At 36.5% G+C, this 17,528-nt stretch carries 14 protein-coding genes; 5 read left to right on the top strand and 9 right to left on the bottom strand.

What is annotated here, in order from left to right:
• Entirely contained in the window at positions 1-3,555 is a 3,555-nt protein-coding gene (gene smc / locus IPI99_10860; protein MBK7341018.1) for a chromosome segregation protein SMC, read from the bottom strand.
• A gap of 239 nt (positions 3,556-3,794) precedes the next feature.
• Positions 3,795-5,138 (bottom strand): MATE family efflux transporter, encoded by a 1,344-nt coding sequence (locus tag IPI99_10855; protein MBK7341017.1) that lies wholly within the window; start codon positions 5,136-5,138, stop codon positions 3,795-3,797.
• 112 nt (positions 5,139-5,250) lie between these two features.
• Between IPI99_10855 and IPI99_10850 the strand changes: the two genes are divergently transcribed.
• The 5 genes from IPI99_10850 (at position 5,251) to IPI99_10830 (ending at position 10,124) form a co-directional block, all read left to right on the top strand.
• Positions 5,251-7,314 carry a S9 family peptidase gene (locus IPI99_10850; GenBank protein ID MBK7341016.1) on the top strand — a complete coding sequence of 688 codons (2,064 nt, stop codon included), beginning with the start codon at positions 5,251-5,253 and terminating at the stop codon, positions 7,312-7,314.
• A gap of 55 nt (positions 7,315-7,369) precedes the next feature.
• The gene (locus IPI99_10845; protein MBK7341015.1) at positions 7,370-7,795 is read left to right on the top strand and encodes an acyl-CoA thioesterase; all 426 of its coding nucleotides are present in this window, start codon (positions 7,370-7,372) and stop codon (positions 7,793-7,795) included.
• 69 nt (positions 7,796-7,864) lie between these two features.
• The gene (locus IPI99_10840; protein MBK7341014.1) at positions 7,865-8,875 is read left to right on the top strand and encodes an NAD(P)/FAD-dependent oxidoreductase; all 1,011 of its coding nucleotides are present in this window, start codon (positions 7,865-7,867) and stop codon (positions 8,873-8,875) included.
• On the top strand, positions 8,872-9,198 hold the full coding sequence (locus IPI99_10835) for a 2Fe-2S iron-sulfur cluster binding domain-containing protein (GenBank protein MBK7341013.1): 327 nt from the start codon (positions 8,872-8,874) through the stop codon (positions 9,196-9,198). Before IPI99_10840 ends, IPI99_10835 begins: the two co-directional genes overlap by 4 nt.
• Entirely contained in the window at positions 9,198-10,124 is a 927-nt protein-coding gene (locus IPI99_10830) for an EamA family transporter (GenBank protein MBK7341012.1), read from the top strand. Before IPI99_10835 ends, IPI99_10830 begins: the two co-directional genes overlap by 1 nt.
• Positions 10,125-10,263: 139 nt before the next feature.
• Here IPI99_10830 and IPI99_10825 read toward each other — a convergent pair whose 3' ends face one another.
• The 7 genes from IPI99_10825 to IPI99_10795 all read right to left on the bottom strand — a co-directional run bounded on the left by IPI99_10825 (position 10,264) and on the right by IPI99_10795 (position 17,509).
• On the bottom strand, positions 10,264-11,091 hold the full coding sequence (locus IPI99_10825) for a YitT family protein (protein MBK7341011.1): 828 nt from the start codon (positions 11,089-11,091) through the stop codon (positions 10,264-10,266).
• 71 nt (positions 11,092-11,162) lie between these two features.
• Complete coding sequence (locus IPI99_10820) at positions 11,163-11,723, bottom strand: HD domain-containing protein (GenBank protein MBK7341010.1); 561 nt, start codon at positions 11,721-11,723, stop codon at positions 11,163-11,165.
• Positions 11,724-11,784: 61 nt separating this feature from the next.
• The gene (locus IPI99_10815) at positions 11,785-13,005 is read right to left on the bottom strand and encodes an adenylate/guanylate cyclase domain-containing protein (GenBank protein MBK7341009.1); all 1,221 of its coding nucleotides are present in this window, start codon (positions 13,003-13,005) and stop codon (positions 11,785-11,787) included.
• A 14-nt stretch (positions 13,006-13,019) separates the two neighbouring features.
• Positions 13,020-13,673 carry a hypothetical protein gene (locus IPI99_10810; protein MBK7341008.1) on the bottom strand — a complete coding sequence of 218 codons (654 nt, stop codon included), beginning with the start codon at positions 13,671-13,673 and terminating at the stop codon, positions 13,020-13,022.
• Positions 13,674-13,683: 10 nt separating this feature from the next.
• Entirely contained in the window at positions 13,684-15,459 is a 1,776-nt protein-coding gene (locus IPI99_10805; GenBank protein ID MBK7341007.1) for an NAD(P)-binding protein, read from the bottom strand.
• 575 nt (positions 15,460-16,034) lie between these two features.
• Entirely contained in the window at positions 16,035-16,355 is a 321-nt protein-coding gene (locus tag IPI99_10800; GenBank protein MBK7341006.1) for a hypothetical protein, read from the bottom strand.
• A 305-nt stretch (positions 16,356-16,660) separates the two neighbouring features.
• On the bottom strand, positions 16,661-17,509 hold the full coding sequence (locus IPI99_10795; protein MBK7341005.1) for a mechanosensitive ion channel family protein: 849 nt from the start codon (positions 17,507-17,509) through the stop codon (positions 16,661-16,663).
• Positions 17,510-17,528 lie beyond the last annotated feature (19 nt).

Below are 17,528 nucleotides of genomic sequence, written 5' to 3'. Positions count from 1 at the left end.
CTATCTTTCCATTTCTTCCAGCACGATCTCATGGTCATATTTTCTAAAATCCACAGAGGTCACTCCAGAAATTCCCTGTTCTTCCATGTATACGCCATATAGAACATCGACTTCAGCCATGGTCAATTTATTGTGTGTGATGATGATAAACTGGGAGCTCTTTGAAAACTTGCGAATGATGTGATTGAACTTTTCAATATTGATATCATCTAAAGGAGCATCTACCTCATCAAAAATACAGAATGGGGCTGGTTTTAATAAGTATAATGAGAAGAGTAATGCTATAGCAGTGAGTGTCTTTTCACCTCCGGAAAGTTGATGGATTGACTTTGGACGCTTACCTTTTGGCTTTGCAATGATATCGATATCGCATTCTAATGGATCATTTTGATCCAACAAGATCAAATCACAATCATCATCAGCCGTAAACAAACTCCTAAAGACATCCTGAAAATGAGTCCTTACCTGATTAAAAGCCAACATAAATCCAGCTGTTGCTGTATTCTCAATTTCTTTAATGGTCTCTAACAGTTTTTCTTGAGCCTGGAGAATGTCGGTACGTTGCTCTTGAATTTTATCATGTCGTTCCTTCATCTCCTCATAAGCTTCAAGGGCTAATGGGTTGATTTCGCCATAATTGTCCAATCTCACTTTATAATATAAAGATCGATCTCGCAATTGGTCTTCATCCATATCAATTGTTTCTTGATCCGGAACAAACTGTGATAGTTTCATACTAAATTCAATCTCCGCTTTTTCTTCAGTAGATTGAATCTTATAGCTAGCTTCTGAACGATTGTCTTTCAATGCATTGATGTCACTTTGTAGATCGTTTGACGCTTTCTGAGCTGCCTTTATTTTATTTTCATAAAGTGTGATTTCATTTCTTGCCTCATAATACTCTCTTTCCAAACTTGACAAGTCAGTCTCTAATATTTTCTTAGCTTCGAATCTCTCCCTCAATAATTCTCTTGCTGCTGTCAATGAAGATTTTAATTCGACAACCTCATCTCTATAATTTGCGATCTTTTGCTCATCTTCATTATTCTTACCTGTAATTTCTTCTTTTTGCTGTTGGCGAAAACCCAGTTCTCGCTTATTTGTTTCATGTCTATTTTGCCATTTGAGAACTTCGATTTTAGATTGATTGAATTCATTGAGCACATGAGATAATTCTGCTGATACTTTTCCGAAAACATCATCTTTGTCGGCAATGGATTGAAGCAATAAATCGTATTTATTTCTTGCCAATCCCAAGTCGGAATTTTGGTTCTGAATTTGATTCTTTAGATCCGCGGCTTGACTTTTATTTTTCAGTAGCCTGGATGAAACACTTTCCTTAAACTCGATAAAATGTTGCAATTTAGTTTGCAGTTGTGCCTGGGCTGCTACCAATTCCGTCTCGCTTTTTCTCAGATCAAGTAGATCTGAATTGCGATGATCTAGTTCGAGCTTTTTCAGATCATTCTTAACATCGACTAAATTTCTATCCAGAGCTAAAATCTCAAGCTCAAGGTCTTTGATTTCTTTTTCGAGTTTCTCCAAATTTTTCTTTCTACCGAGTTTCTTACCTTCAAATAAACCCACTGAACCACCTGAAATAGCTTCAGATTTTTTCAGTATTGATCCACTCACACTGACCACGGATATTTCATCCGGAAATCGGATGACATCGTCAAGTTGTTTGTCATCATCCGGAATATATACATTATTGAGCAAAGAGTTGAATAAAGGTTGATACAACTCATCTACCTCAACCAAATCAGAAGCTTTCTTGCAATTTTTAATATCTGCCTGAGTTTTGTGGATTTGCCTGAATTTATCTAAGATAAAAAAATGTGCCTTTCCTTTACCACTACTCATCAACAACTTTATCGCTTTCAATGCTTCGTCCTCGGTATGAACAACATAATAATTCAGATAAGGCTCCAGAAACATCTCAATAGCGTTTCTATATTTTTCAGCAGTGTAGATTAGATCTGAAAGTACAGGAATATCTTTTCTCCAGTTTTGGTGCAGGAATCGAATCGACTCCGGAAATCCCTCCATTTTTTCCACCATGCTTTTGAGCAACTCGAACTCATTTTTCTTTGCATCCTTTGAGCGGTTAAGTTGGCCAATTTTGCTATTCTGCGACTCAATCTCTTTCTGTAAGTTTTTAACTTTTTCTTGACGAATTTCCTCTTCTCTCAGACATTCGGTTATTTTTTGCCTAACGACAATCAAAGATTGATCCTTCTCTATTTTTTGGATTTCAAAATGGGAGAACTCTTGAACTTTTGAATCAAGTTCATTTTCCAATCTTTGATTTTCGACTTGAATATTTTCAATTTGGTTTTCTGCAATTGCGATTGTTTTCTCCAGATCAAAAATAGCTTTTTCATTCAAGCTTTTCTCTTGATTGAAAATATCGACACCTGCTTTAAGATCGTCAAATTCAGTTTGTTTTTCAATATAGATCTGTTCTTGAGTCAAAGACTGATGAGAAGCCTTCTGATATTCAACGGCGCTGTCATCTGCTTCTTGTAAGCGTTGTACTATTTCGAGTTCCAAGCTTTGGAGTCTAACACCCGCAGTTTCTATCTGTTGAGCTATCTGCAATATCTGAGACTCCAAAAGATTTCTTTTTTGATCTTTGACTTGAACATCTCCTTCTGCGTTTCTGATTTCATCCAGGATAAGATTCACTTTCTTTTGAAAATCCCCCAGGTTTTTCTCCTTATCCAGATTTGACTTTTTGAATTGCTCAAGATCGGCTTCTGTATTGCGTACTATAATTTCCTGCTCTCTATGGAGATCAAGTTTTTGATTAATTTGATCTGAGAGGGAATTAATTTTTTCGCGAAGATTGTTCACTGAAATATGGTACAGTAACATGGCTGTAGATCTGTACTTGTCCCGCATTTCAAAATATTTCTTCGCTCTTTTAGCCTGCTTCTCCAGATCTGTCAGGTTGTTATTGATCTCGAAGAGCAAATCTTCTATTCTTGCGAGGTCTTCATTTGTAGCTTTCAGCTTTTGAATGGATTCTTTTTTACGAGCTTTATACTTTGAAATGCCTGCAGCTTGCTCAAACATTTTACGTCTCGCATTCTCCTTATTGGAGAGAATGTCTTCCACCATACCTAAGGCAATAATTGCATAGCTATCCGGACCCACTCCAGTATCAAGAAACAAAGATGTAATATCTTTCAAACGGCAATTGACACCATTCAAACGATATTCACTTTCGCCGCTCCGATAAAGCAGCCTGGAAATGGATATATCCTGATAATCTGAAGGAAGAATGTTTTTGGTGTTTTCAAAATTGAGAGTGACCTGAGCCATCGGGGCGGCTTTCCTCTTCTTTGTACCATTAAAAATGACATCGGCCATTTGAGCCAGTCGGAGTTCCCTGCCTTTCTGTTCACCGAGTACCCATCTGATAGCATCTACGATATTGGACTTTCCCGATCCATTCGGGCCAACTATCCCGGTGATTTCCTCATTAAAATGAATTACCGTATCGTCTGCAAAGGACTTAAATCCTTTTATTTCAAGGCTTTTTAATCGCATATCGGCGCAAATATATTTATGAAAATCGAATATATTAATTTCTCAATGCGACGATCAAAGTATTGCTATATCATTGACAATCAATTATATATAATTTTTTGTATTATATTTTTTTCAAAAAATCAAACGCTTACATATGGCTAAAACAAATTCAATGTTTGTTATTTTTTTTAAAAAAAATGACTCAGAAGCAGCTTTTTCACATAGTTCAGGGGAGCTACATAGATAAACTGTGAAAATCAAAGTTTTAAAAAATTCCACTTACCACTACGTAATACCATCCAGGATAAAACGAGCTGAACAGCCCAGAAAATGATCTCAGCACCCCAGGCCCATGGTAAGCCCATGGTCGCGAAATTGCGAATCGAAAACCACACAAAAATCAGATAACAAATTGTTGATAAAGTCTGGATATAAAAACCTTTGCGAGTCTCTCCAGTACCACTTACGCCATTAAAAAAAATGGTTGAAACGGAATAAATCAACATAATTGGCAATAACAATTTGAAGTAAAAAATACTATCCTGAAAGATCTTCAGATCTTCTCCGCCCAAAAAGGGATGTAGTAAAACTTCAGGAAATAATAATACAGGTGCTGAGATCAAAAATGTAGTGACAAATGCTACTATCGATGAATGATATACTTCCTGAATCACCCTGCGTTGCCTTCCTCTACCTATTGTTTTACTTACTATGGTGTTGATTGCAGTAGCATAACCCCAACATGGAATAGACAATATGAGATAAACCACCCGAATCAAATTAGAAATCGCAAGCTCGTGTTCTCCCAATTTCTCCACCATCGCAAAAAACAAAAACCAAGCTCCTATCCCTACGACTGATTGCAATAAAATTGGTATAGAGATTTTATAAATCGTCCTCACCCATTCCATATGTATCACAGGTATTTTCCGAAGCTTAAAAACCAGGAGTTCTTTATCTAAAGCCATGTACCCAGCAAAAAAAATAAAAGCGATTATCTCGGACAGTGCACTTGCCAGCCCTGCTCCCGCTATTCCCATTTCCGGAAGACCTAACTTTCCAAAGACAAGACCGTAGCAAAGGATCAGATTTGCTATACCTAAAATAAGAGTGTCAATAAAGATGATAGCAGGTCTTGATATTGCCATGTAAAGTGCTACCAGAGCCAATCCCACATAAGCGAATACCAATCCATATACCCTAAATTGCAAAAACTCAAGTGACTTTTCAAGGATAAGATCAGAGTCAATGAAAAATCCTAGGATGAATCTTGCACCAAACTTGAGTATAAGAAACAGCAAAATCCCAATTACCAGTTCAAAGAAAACTATTGCATAGAAGTACTTTTTGACGAAATCATTAGATTTTTCGCCAAATTTTCTGGCCATTAAGATTTGGCCTCCCTTGGAAAACCCAAAAGCTATCGAAGCAATAACAAGATAGAATACGCTAATAACACCTACAGCTGCAAAATCCTTTTCATCGTATTTATACAAAAAAATACTATCCGTCAGGGCTATAATATTCTGACCCGCACTGCCCAACATAATTGGCAGGGAGAGCACGATCAGTTTTTTTGCATTATGGTAAAACGTCTTCACTAAAATCAGGATAGTTTTGGCTTAAAGATATATTTTTTCCTAAAGCAGCTTAAATTTTCATAAAACTTAATCTTTTGACTGTATTGTTCGTTTCCTACCTAAAATTTCTAAAATGCCTGTTTTTCCTAAAGCTGAAACACCCTATGCTACTAAACACAACCAAGTTCTCTCCTGTCATGGGGATAACAGAATAGATCCCTACTATTGGCTGAATGACAGATCCAATCCCAAGGTGATCGAGTATTTGAACTTGGAAAACAGTTATACTGATTCGATGCTAAAGCCTTATGAGACCTTGCGCAAGCAGATATATGATGAGATCATTTCAAGGATCCCTCAAAATGATGATTCAGTGCCATACCTGAAGAACGATTTTTATTATCAACATCGCTTTGTGGAGGGTAAAGAATACCCCATTTACTTGAGAAAAAAGGAGATTGACAGCAGCGAAGAATCAATACTTTTGGATGTAAATGAAATGGCCAAAGGACACAATTACTACCAAATAGGGTCGATAAGTGTAAGTCCGGATAATAAGATCATGGCATATTCTTTTGACTCCATGAGCAGGCGATTATTTGATCTTTGTTTCAAATCAATTGAAACATTTGAAAATTATCCGGAAATAATTCATAACACTGCAGGTTATGCTGTATTTTCCAAAGACAACAAAACTATATTTTATGTAGTCAAAGATCCGATCACATTGAGAGATTATAAAGTAATGAAACATATACTTGGCTCAGATCCAGAAATTGATACTTGTATTTATGAAGAAAAAGATCCAAGCTATTATGCTTCTATCGGAAGTAGTAAGTCGGAGGAATATCTACTAATTCTCAGTAATTCAACACTAACTTCCGAATATAGATATTTATCCATGCATCTGCCACACGAAATACCGGCTGTATTTAGATTGAGAGAAAGAGGACATGAGTATTATATTGATCATCACCCAAATGGATGGGTGATTCGAAGCAACAAAAAAGCGCCCAATTTTAAACTGTTGACTTGCAGTACGAATGACACACAATTAAAAAATTGGGTTGAAATTGTCGGCCATAATAAAGATATTTTGATTGAAGATTTTGAACTTTTTGAGCATTATATAGCAATGCAATATAGACAAAAAGGGTTACAACAAATATGGATAAAACCTTGGAATGAAAGCGCTTTCATGGTACCATTTGATGAAGAGGTTTATTCCTGTTCATTAGGTGTGAATGCTGAAATCAAAAGTTCTTTTGTCAGGATAAATTTTCAATCGTTAAAAACTCCAGTCAGCGTTATTGATTTTAGCTTCGAAGATAGCCAATTTACTATTAGAAAACAGCAACATATCTGTGGATCTTTTCAATCTGAAGATTTTACAACTGAAAGAATATATGCTACTGCTCATGATGGAGCAAAGATCCCAATTTCTTTAGTTTATAAAAATTCAACGCATGTTAAGGCTAATCGCCCCTTGTTACTTTATGGTTATGGATCCTATGGCATCAGTATAGAACCTACCTTTAGTATTCCAAGGCTGAGTCTGCTCGATAGAGGATTTGTGTTTGCGATTGCACATGTCAGAGGCGGCGAAGAAATGGGTAAGAAATGGTATAAAGATGGAAGGCTCCTGTTGAAGAAAAATTCATTTTTAGACTTCATTTCATGCGCAGAAACACTTGTGGCTAAAGGATATGCTGATCCAGCACGATTATGTGCTTATGGTGGAAGTGCAGGAGGATTGTTGATGGGTGCAGTCGTCAATATGAGACCAGACCTGTGGAAGGCAGTAATAGCAGCTGTGCCTTTTGTTGATGTATTGACAACGATGTTAGATGATAGTATTCCCTTAACAACAGGAGAATACGATGAGTGGGGCAATCCAAACGATCCTGTGTTTTACGAGTATATCAAATCCTATTCACCTTATGATCAGGTAAAGCCCCAGGATTATCCTTCCTTGTTGATCACCACCGGACTTCATGATTCACAGGTACAGTATTGGGAACCGGCAAAATGGGTCGCAAGATTGAGGGAATTGAAAACAAACGACAATCCTCTCCTGTTACATTGCAATATGGATACCGGACATGGGGGTGCATCAGGTAGATTTGCCGTACACAAGGAAACAGCAATGAATTACACATTTTTACTAGCCGCAATAGGTCATGAAGATTCCAAATAATATAAATAAACAGCCCCAGTCAAGATACCGCATTCGATTTAAAGATTGTGATCCCTTGGGTCATCTGTATAATACCAGATATTTGGATTACATGCTTGAAGCAAGAGAAGATCATGCCTTTCATGAGTATGATTTAAATCTTGAGGAATATACCCGCACCAGAGGTTTGGCCTGGGTCATTGTTCATCATGAGATTTCATATCTAAGAGAAGCTGCACGAAATGAATTTGTTCAGATCAAATCAAGTCTCATTTATTTTTCTGATAAAATGATCATGAATGAGTATCAAATGTGGAATGATGATATGTCGGAATTGAAGTCACTGATGTGGACTAAATTTCTACACATTGATTTGAAAATGAAAAAATCAATTGCACACCAGGAGGATATAAAGGAACAATTAGGATTACTGATTCATCCAATTGAAGAAAAATCATTTTCTGAAAGACTGGATGTCCTGCGAAAATCTTCCAGTCAATAAAGAGTTAAGGATCTCCAACTTCTAAAAAAGGATTAAAAGGACTTTTATTTTTGCCATTATTTAATTTACATGAATTCAAGTATTCAAACTGATATAGCTATCATCGGAGCAGGTCCTTGCGGTCTATTTACTGTGTTCGAAGCAGGTTTAGTCAAACTTAAATGTCACCTCATTGATGCGCTTCCGAATGTTGGCGGACAGCTTTCGGAAATATATCCTAAAAAACCTATCTACGACATTCCGGGCTATCCTGAAGTACTGGCGGGAGATTTGGTAGCCAATCTGATGAAGCAAATAGAGCCTTTCAAGCCTGGTTTTACTCTAGGAGAAAGAGCTGAAACTCTTGAAAAGACTGAAGATGGAAGGTTTAGAATCACTACCAATCGAAACACTGTAATAGAAGCGCCTGTGGTTTGTATTGCTGGTGGATTAGGTTGTTTTGAACCGCGAAAACCTCCTATAGCCAATATCGACGGTTTCGAGGATAAAGGAGTAGATTATATTGTCAGAGATCCTGAAAAATTCAGGGATAAGTCAGTGGTAATCGCAGGAGGAGGTGACTCCGCACTGGATTGGAGTATTTTTCTTGCTCCAATTGCGAAACAATTGGTTCTAGTCCATCGAAGGACCGAATTCCGAGGTGCTCCGGAGTCAGTAGATAAAATTATGGAACTGGCAAATGATGGTAAAATAAAACTTATAATTGAGTCCGAAGTGATCGGATTATCAGGGAACTCAAAACTGGAACAAGTGGATATCACCACACCACAAGGAATAGTTAAAGTAGCTACCGATTACTACATTCCTTTATTTGGTTTGACACCAAAATTAGGTCCAATGGGAGATTGGGGACTTCAGGTGGACAAAAGTGCCATCGAGGTCAATACCTTTGACTATTCAACCAATATTGAAGGAATTTTTGCCGTAGGGGATATAAATACATATCCGGGTAAGTTGAAATTGATCTTATGTGGTTTTCATGAGGCTACGCTAATGGTTCAATCAGCCTACAAAATTGTACATAAAGGTAAAAAGCCAAGTTTTAAGTATACCACAGTAACCGGAATCAATAGAGAATGAGTAAAGAGACCATACAAATAAATGTAATAGACCGAGATGGTCAGGAAAAAATGATCGAAGCGCCATTAGGTGAATCGTATAGCTTGATGGAAATTCTAAAGGCTTGGGAACTTCCGGTTGATGGCACTTGCGGTGGAATGGCATTGTGCGCCAGCTGTCATATTTATATCCTGAACAATAATAAATTGCCAGTTATGAGGGATCCAGAACGCGATATGCTGGACCAGGTTTTTCATGTATTACCGAATAGCAGACTGGCTTGTCAGATTCCAATTACGGAGGATCTAGATCATTTAAAAATTGAATTAGCACCAAATACCTAATGCAGAAAGTTTCAGGCAGAGCTATTTTTGCTTTGGTTGTTGTTTGTCTGATATGGGGAACTACATATCTGGTAAACAAACTTGGTGTCAGCCGAATGCCACCATTATTTTTCACTACTGTGCGGCAACTGGTTGCAGGTACATTGATCTTGATTTATTTTTTTGTCATTAGAAAGAATCCCTGGCCTGATAGAAATTATTTTATAAAACAAATTCCGTTAGGAATATTGCTCATCAGTGTTGGAAATGGGGTTGGTACGTTCGGATTACAATTTATCGATAGTAGTATATCTGCAATCATGGCTGCACTATCTCCGGTAATAATAGCGATCATGACCATGTACTACAAACCTGAAGACAAATTGACTCCTGAAGGTTGGATTGGCATTGGTGCCGGATTTATAGGTATTCTAATTATCTGTTATGACAAATTGCATACTCCAGGAGATCACAGCAAATTAATTATTGGGCTAAGTCTTAGCTTTTTGTCCATAGCATGCTGGGCTCTTGGTACTGTTTGGAGCAAAAACTATTCATTCCCTGTGTCTCCCTTTATCACGGCCGGATTCCATATGGTTTTCGGTGGCATTCCTGTAGCGGTTTTAAGCTTTTGTCTGGAATCTTGGAAGTCGGTGCACGTAGGCCCTGACTTGGTTTTCATATGGTTATACCTGATCTTCTTTGGTTCGATTGTGGCATATAGTGCGTATATCTACGCATTGAAACACCTTCCTGCAACTATAGTAAGTATCCAGAGTTATATTAATCCTATCATCGCGTTAATTTTAGGGGCTGTGATACTTCACGAGCCTCACAATTTTAAAATCATTACCGGAGCCGCCATCACTTTGCTTGGTGTTCTTTTAATTAACTACTCCTATATCCGTAGCAAAAGGAAAAAAGCCAATATTTCATTCGTTGAGTAAACTTAATTCTTAAAATTGGAGATCTATTTCTAATTAAAAAAAAAACAGCAAAATTGTATTTGGTTTATCCAATACAAATCTAAACAACAAATAAGAAAACACAAGTTTACGCTCTAAAAACCAACTCCAAATTTTTGGGTTAATGATGAATATTTCTACGTTTGACTATCCCTCCTTTTGTCTCCCTTATTTTATAAGTATAAACAAAAGCATGTGGGTCAATTCCTGATATTTTATCCTTTATATCTAAAAGTTCAAACCGAGTGACTATAGTCATTAACACGTCACACGGAGTACTGATCTCCGATGACCCAGGTAAAAATCCTCTCTCTGCCTTGTAAACCGTAATACCTTTTTCAAAGTCGCCCACCAATATTTTTTTTATCTCCTCAGATTTTCCTGAAACCACTGTCAATGAAATATACTCTTCAATACCATCAACCACGTATTCGAAAGTCTTTAATGCAGCGAAATAAGTGATGATCGAGTACATAGCTGGTTCTATACCAAATTCAATTGCAGCAAGCAAAAATAAAATAGTATTCAAAAAAAGAATAACTTCGGTGATACTAAAACCAATTTTTTTAATGGTCGATTCAGCTAGTATTTCAAAGCCATCCAATGCAGATCCGGTACGTGCAACTAAGCCCACTCCTACCCCCAAAATACACCCGCCAAAAATGGCAATTAACAATTTGTCACTGGTCACAGGGTGAATGTGAATCCATTCAACTCCGATCGATAATAAAAAAGTAACGATCAATGATCTAAAAGCAAAATACTTGCCCATATAAAAATAAGCAGGCACCAAAAACAACACGTTCAGAATAATAAAAACAATGCTAAATGAAAAATGGAATTTTTCATGCATAAATATCGAAATACCAGTTACCCCACCATCTAAAAACTTATTTGGAATCATGAATCCTTTTAGAGCAAAAACGGAAAGACCGACACCAATAATCATCAATAAAAATTGCTCAAATGTATAGAGCTTTTTTCCTTCAATACGCCATTTTTTAAAGCTGTAGCTCATTTTCAATTGGAATTATTCAGTTCTTCAATAACCTTCTGCAAGTTTTCTGCCTTCGGCAGATTATAATTTTCGATACAATATTCTGTATGAAAATGATGGACGTTCAAAAAATCTTTCTGAATTTTATTCCATTGCATACGCGTGGAAACCAGAGAGTAGAATTTTAATTCCTGAAACAACTTCTCAGCAGTATCTAGGAACCGATCGGTTCCTAGATAAAGAAGATCTGCATCGGCGATAATTCTTTCCATAAGATTTGTTGGCTTTTGGGGAATTCTAGTGACCTCAATCAAATTGCATATAGTATTAATTTCGACATGAGTGTAATTGAACTGCGGCAGTATTTCACGAGCCAATTTCTGACTTTCAGATTCGTGGTCTTGATACTTCAATGAAAAACCAGAATCATGCAACAAAGCTGCTGTTTTTAAAAGCACAAGTTCATACTTAGTCACTTTCTCGTATCTTGAAATTTCACTTATATTATTGAGCACTTCTAATGTATGCCCAAGGTCATGATAGTAGAGATTCTCTGCTAGCTTTTCCTCTAAAAATTGCAACATGTACCTCTTCAACTTTCCATATAACATATACAAAGATACTTAGACAAACTAGATAAATCGGTTAAATGGTTTTTAAAAAATACATTTCAATTTCGCCTTTGCCTTTAACTGCAATTTTGCCCCTTTGATCAAATTTAAAGAAATTATTAGTCAGTTCATAAGTAGTGTGACCAACATTAATTTTACCTGGGTCGCTTGCGCTCTGCATTCTGGAAGCAGTGTTCACAGTATCACCCCATATATCAAATGCAAATTTTCTCACCCCGACTATTCCAGCCACCAAAGGTCCGGAATGGATTCCTATCCTAACATCGAATCGGCCCCCATCAGACATTTTTCTTTTTACAAAATTCAATAAATCCTTTGCAGCAGAAATAGCATGTATTGCATGATCCGAATTCTGCTTTGGCAATCCTGAGACAGCAAGATATGCATCACCTATTGTCTTTATTTTTTCAAGACCATGCAACTCAATTATATGATCAAACTCTCTGAAATAAGAATCTAATTCCCCAACTAATTCCTCAGGAGAAAGCTCTTCACTCAGTGATGTAAAATCCACAAAATCTGCAAATACAACCGTGACGCTTTGATAATGCTTTGCGGTAGATCTTCCTTTTTCTTTTAACTCATTGACAACATCATTTGGAAGTATATTGAGCAGAAGTTTATCGGCATTCTTTCGCTCTTCATCCAACTGATTGTTTTTCCGATCAAGATTAAGTAGGGCCTCATTCTTAGTATTTTCAAAAACATTTACAATCAAGAACAATATCAAGCTCAACCCTGCCAAATTCCCAACAATAAAATAATGTCGAAAATGCTCTTTCATTTCGTTTTTAAATCCAAATCCTGAATAATCTAAAATTCCGACTATAATTATTGCCAACAAGTTAGCAATCAACCAGAAAATTCCATTTTTTTTGTTACTCAGCAAAACACTCAAAACAGGAAGCAATGACAACCATGGCAATATGCTGGAGACCAGTCCTCCATTCACAAATGCACATGAAAAGGCTCCTACCGATCCAACAAAAATAAAAATGTTGGTTAGAAAACCTAGTTTAATGATATTTCTCTTGAATAAGAACGGCAAAATCGGGAACACGGTTGCATTGAACAACATAGACCAGAAAGTCACCTTCATGTCATACAGTGTAGATACGACGAGATAATAGCTTGAAAACATCGGTGTAATGAAACAGATAATTACAAACAATCTGGCTTGCCTGAGCAATTCATCATTCTCAAAATATTCCTTCGGTATAAAATAATTAATCATAATGAGTCTCTGATTCAAGAAAAGAAATGAAAAGCAAATATGCTTGCTATCAACATTACTAATCCTTGCAACACGCCAAGAATTATGACCATTCCATACTTCTGCCTCAAAGTGTGATCAAATAAATAAGGGATAGAAAGCATAAGTATTCCTTCTGCCACATAAATATACCGGGGCACAATCCCCCAGAAATGAGCATTTTCATAATGCCACCATCCTGCATGTATAGCAAGATATTCATAAAAAGGTATCACAGAACATCCTAACACTCCTGTAAAAATGGTAGCGAGGACTATATTAAATTTATGATGAAATAAATGACCGATATAGCCTATCTGTATTAAGACCACAACCCAACTAAAGGGCATATATATAGGAGAAGCAACCAAAAAAGGTTCATCCTGAGGATAAAATAGTGTATGAGTATCAACGATCCATTTGTCAGCAATCAATTCAGTAAATCCAGCCGCAATAGTAAATAGTACAAAGCGCCACATCGCGACGTCTTTTTTATTCTGTGCATATATGATATACATTGCAGCAAACCCAAAACTCCAAACCGCTCCTCCAATCCATCCCCAATCAACCTTATCCAAAAGGAATATCGCCAACATCGAAATGGGCATGCTCAAAAGAATAAACCATGTTCTGAAATTTTCACTTTTCATAATTATGTGGTTATTGAAATTTTTTCATAATTATTTTAATCAATGTCGGCACTGTAAGCAATATTGACCAAAGGAAAACAGTTGCAGTCAACCAAAATGGAAATTCATCCGACCAAGGCAAACCCCTTTTCCAACGTTGTTTATCATACCATTTAAAAGGCAATAAAATAGCAGGTTGATGTAGGTGCCAAAGTTTGCAAAGTGAAGCAGAACTTTTGTCTTTCTTTAAAATACAATTAACAGCACGACGTGCTGCTTCATTTGCACCTTCCATGGTAGCTAAATCAGTATAAGTCCGGACATAATCTGAAGCGAAAAATAAGTTTTCAATATCAGAGCCTGCTTCAGGTCTCAAATCCCAAGAATTTACAGTGTTGACCAAAAGTGGTTCGCTATTCATGAGCTGGTGCTGATCACCAATTGCTTTAGCGTCTGTAGCATCTTTGATATCCCTGTCTAAATAATAGTCTATCCACATATCATCGGATATTAAAATATTACCGTTGATATTCAAACTGTCTTTGAGTTGAGCCCACACTTCTATGGCGACTTCCTCTCTCGTACATTGACTTGCCCATTTTTTATTATACCTTCCAGGATTAAACCAATTACTGATATCTACGCTAAGTATTCCCTTAACATTGCCATTGCCTTTCGTAGTAATATCATAGCCATCCCAGAATTGGATTTGAGAAATACTTGTCAAAGCCCACTCTGTATCACTATAAATTACATGACCCTCATTTATTTTTACATCTTTGGATAAATAGTACTGAATCCCATTCATCCAGCTTACACTCGGAGCCAGTTGTTTGATGACTTTGAGACATGGATCTGCTTTGATAATTTCATCTGAAATTAATTTTGTGACTTGTTCAACAGGCATAGCAAGGATAAAATAATCTCCACTGATTTCAAATGAACTTTGTTTTGTTTTAATTTCTGCAGAAATAATGGTCTTTGAACTATTAATATTTAATTTGATAGCTTCATTACCATAATTATATTTTACTCCTTTACTGAGTAAATAATCCTTCCAGGGATCTAGCCATTTTTGATTCGTTGGTCCATTGAGCACACGATCCGTGTTGATGGTTGGATCTAGCATACAATATAAAAGCTGAATGAATATACTGCCGCCAGTTTTAGTACTTGCTGTTTCGGCTTTAGCAGCAACGAGGGTTCTGGTCAAACCTTGCACGAGCAGACTTTGATAAGGGCAAGCTTTTCCATCTTGGCCTGGAAACCGATCTGCCTCAAGGAATTCCCACCAACCAATCCTTTCATAAGCATCATTGATACGAATATCACAACAAGTCATCAGCTGCCAGACTTTACGTGAAAAGACTTTGACCTCAGACTCAGTGAGACCTGTGTCAATTCCACTGAAAAGATCATGGATGATGAGTTCAAGATCGGACAAACGTTTAGGAAAAGAAGAAGTCGTCACAATTGGTTTAAAGCCGTATCTGGCAATCATGATACGTGTGGTAGTAGTCAAATTATCAAAAACTCTTTTCTTTTTACCTCCAGATTGAAAAGGAATCCTCTTCATTGTATCCGTGATATGTTTGTAAAAGCCAGGAAAAAAGCGAAATCCATGCTCTCCAGGCAAAGCCACTTTGTAAGGCTGTGCCTCAGGACCGAAATAATCAATACTTCGCGCTTTGCCACCCACATATACGGGATTCTTGTCGTAAACTTCGACTTCATATCCACGTTCAACCAGCTCGTGTGCGGCACTCATTCCTGCAACGCCTCCTCCAAGTACAATAACCTTTTTCATGCTTGTAATCATTAATTCTAACCCCAAAGGGATAACAAAAAATTTATACTATGCGAACAAATCGAATAAAATTTGATTTGCCTGCGAAATACCAAAATTAACAAATATTAGTATAATTGAAATTTTTTTAAACTCACCGAGCTGTTGTATCACACTTTAAGCATTCATTTAATTTAGGAGGCCTCAATTACCAAACGATGTGAAACGATCTACATCACATTCTATAAGCATTAAAAACTGTAGATGAGTCACTCATCAAAAAGCTTTGGTTTTGTATTCATATAAATTCACGCTCGCGAATAGTATGCGATGGCCCGTTTAAACTCCATCCAGAATTCGCATTGCAGGGGCCTCATCAAATTAAGTGCTTGTTCTCAGGTCAATCAAATATTCCCAAATAATATTTGGGCCATTTTGCAAATCACTTTAGATTCAAAAATCCGAAGTCATTCTCAACCAATCTCAAAACTATGATTGGAATAAAAAGATGTAATCACTCTGCTAAAATAAAAAACAAGCCGATCCAGAGATAAGTCCGGATCGGCCATTGCCCAATAAAATATGCTTCTAAAAAATTAGTTACAAACGATTTTTAATGTTCTCATTCCAAATCGCGTTAGACTGTCAAGTCTCGTCAATATTGCTTGAATGTCATTAGCTCCTATTACATAATATTCGGTCTCGATCCTGACCGATTTGCCGAAAACATTACTTTCTGACTTACCATAAAAACTTGTAAAATATTTGACTGAAACGGTTGAACTGCCTGCATCGACAAACAAATTCCTGCAAAATTCAATTAATTTGTCGCCTTTTTGATTATGAACCTCACAATACCTTGCGAAGGTAAAATTAGCAATACAAATAAAAATAAGTAAACTAATAATCTGCTTCATATAGATGGTTTATTTCGGTTACAAAATCAGGTGCATATGTTTTTGTTACTTTTAGAAAAAGATTGCCTTCCTAGAATTATCAGACCAGCAAGTAATCATCCTTTAAATTAAATCAACATGTGCATCAAGACATAGTGAATCGAATTGGAAATTTGTTACCCTAAGCGCAAGACTATTTTATACAATTATTTAATGAATATATAATACTAATACAAACAGGCTAATAAATATGTAATTAATGCAGGCAGTTTTTGCGTCGAACGACACAAATTAATTTATCGAAAAAAATATTAAAACAGTCTAGATTAAGCTCTATTATACAGCTGACCAAGGACGTGTTCCATTATTTTAGATTTGATTTGATCTGCAACTTGAGGGTTAATCTGATTGAGTTTAAACTGAAATTTAAACTTTACTTCATCTTTTGCAAGGGCGCTGATTCGTAGTTTATTTTGACCTGGCTCCAGGTATTCTTCAAAATTTGAAAGTACTTCTTTGAGCTGGTTGTCAATTTCATTTAGTTTGCGTTGTGGATAAACCGGAATCGAAAATTCGACGTTGTACTTTCGGATTTCCTTCTGGGTATAATTCACAATATTGTCATAATATGCTTTAGAGTTGGATATATATATGATATCGTCATCATCATTATGCAGCACAATTTTATGAATATTAATATCGATCACCCGTCCTTTAGCCTCTCCTATTTTAACATAATCTCCTATGGCAATGTCTCTTGAAAATGTAATACTGATACCACATAGAATATCTGCAATGATTTCTTTACTTATGATCGCAATTGCAGCAGCCACGATACTAAGCGCTGTGAGCAGCTTGTTGAATTCGATTCCAAAAAATCCAATAATCATTATCACCAAGCCAATCACCGACAATATATAATAGATATTCTGAAGCCCTCCAATGACATTATCAGAATATCTATCTCCCATTCGTTTGCGCTTTCTATATATAAACTGAGCAAAACGAATGATTATATTGACAGTCAGCCAATAAATTAAAAAATGTAGGATTGATTTTACGACCGCTGTATAATATAAAGCAGGAAGTAAGCTTTGGTCATAAAAGCTCTCTTTCAAAACCCAAAGGAAAAGAACCAATATGATTTTGATGATAAACTTTGCTATTCTGAACATTGGATTCATTCTTCGATTT

This window comes from Saprospiraceae bacterium, from assembly GCA_016710235.1.
Lineage (GTDB): Bacteria > Bacteroidota > Bacteroidia > Chitinophagales > Saprospiraceae > Vicinibacter.
The sequence above is the reverse complement of the archived record's forward strand: the minus strand, read 5'-3'. Positions and strand labels throughout refer to the sequence as shown.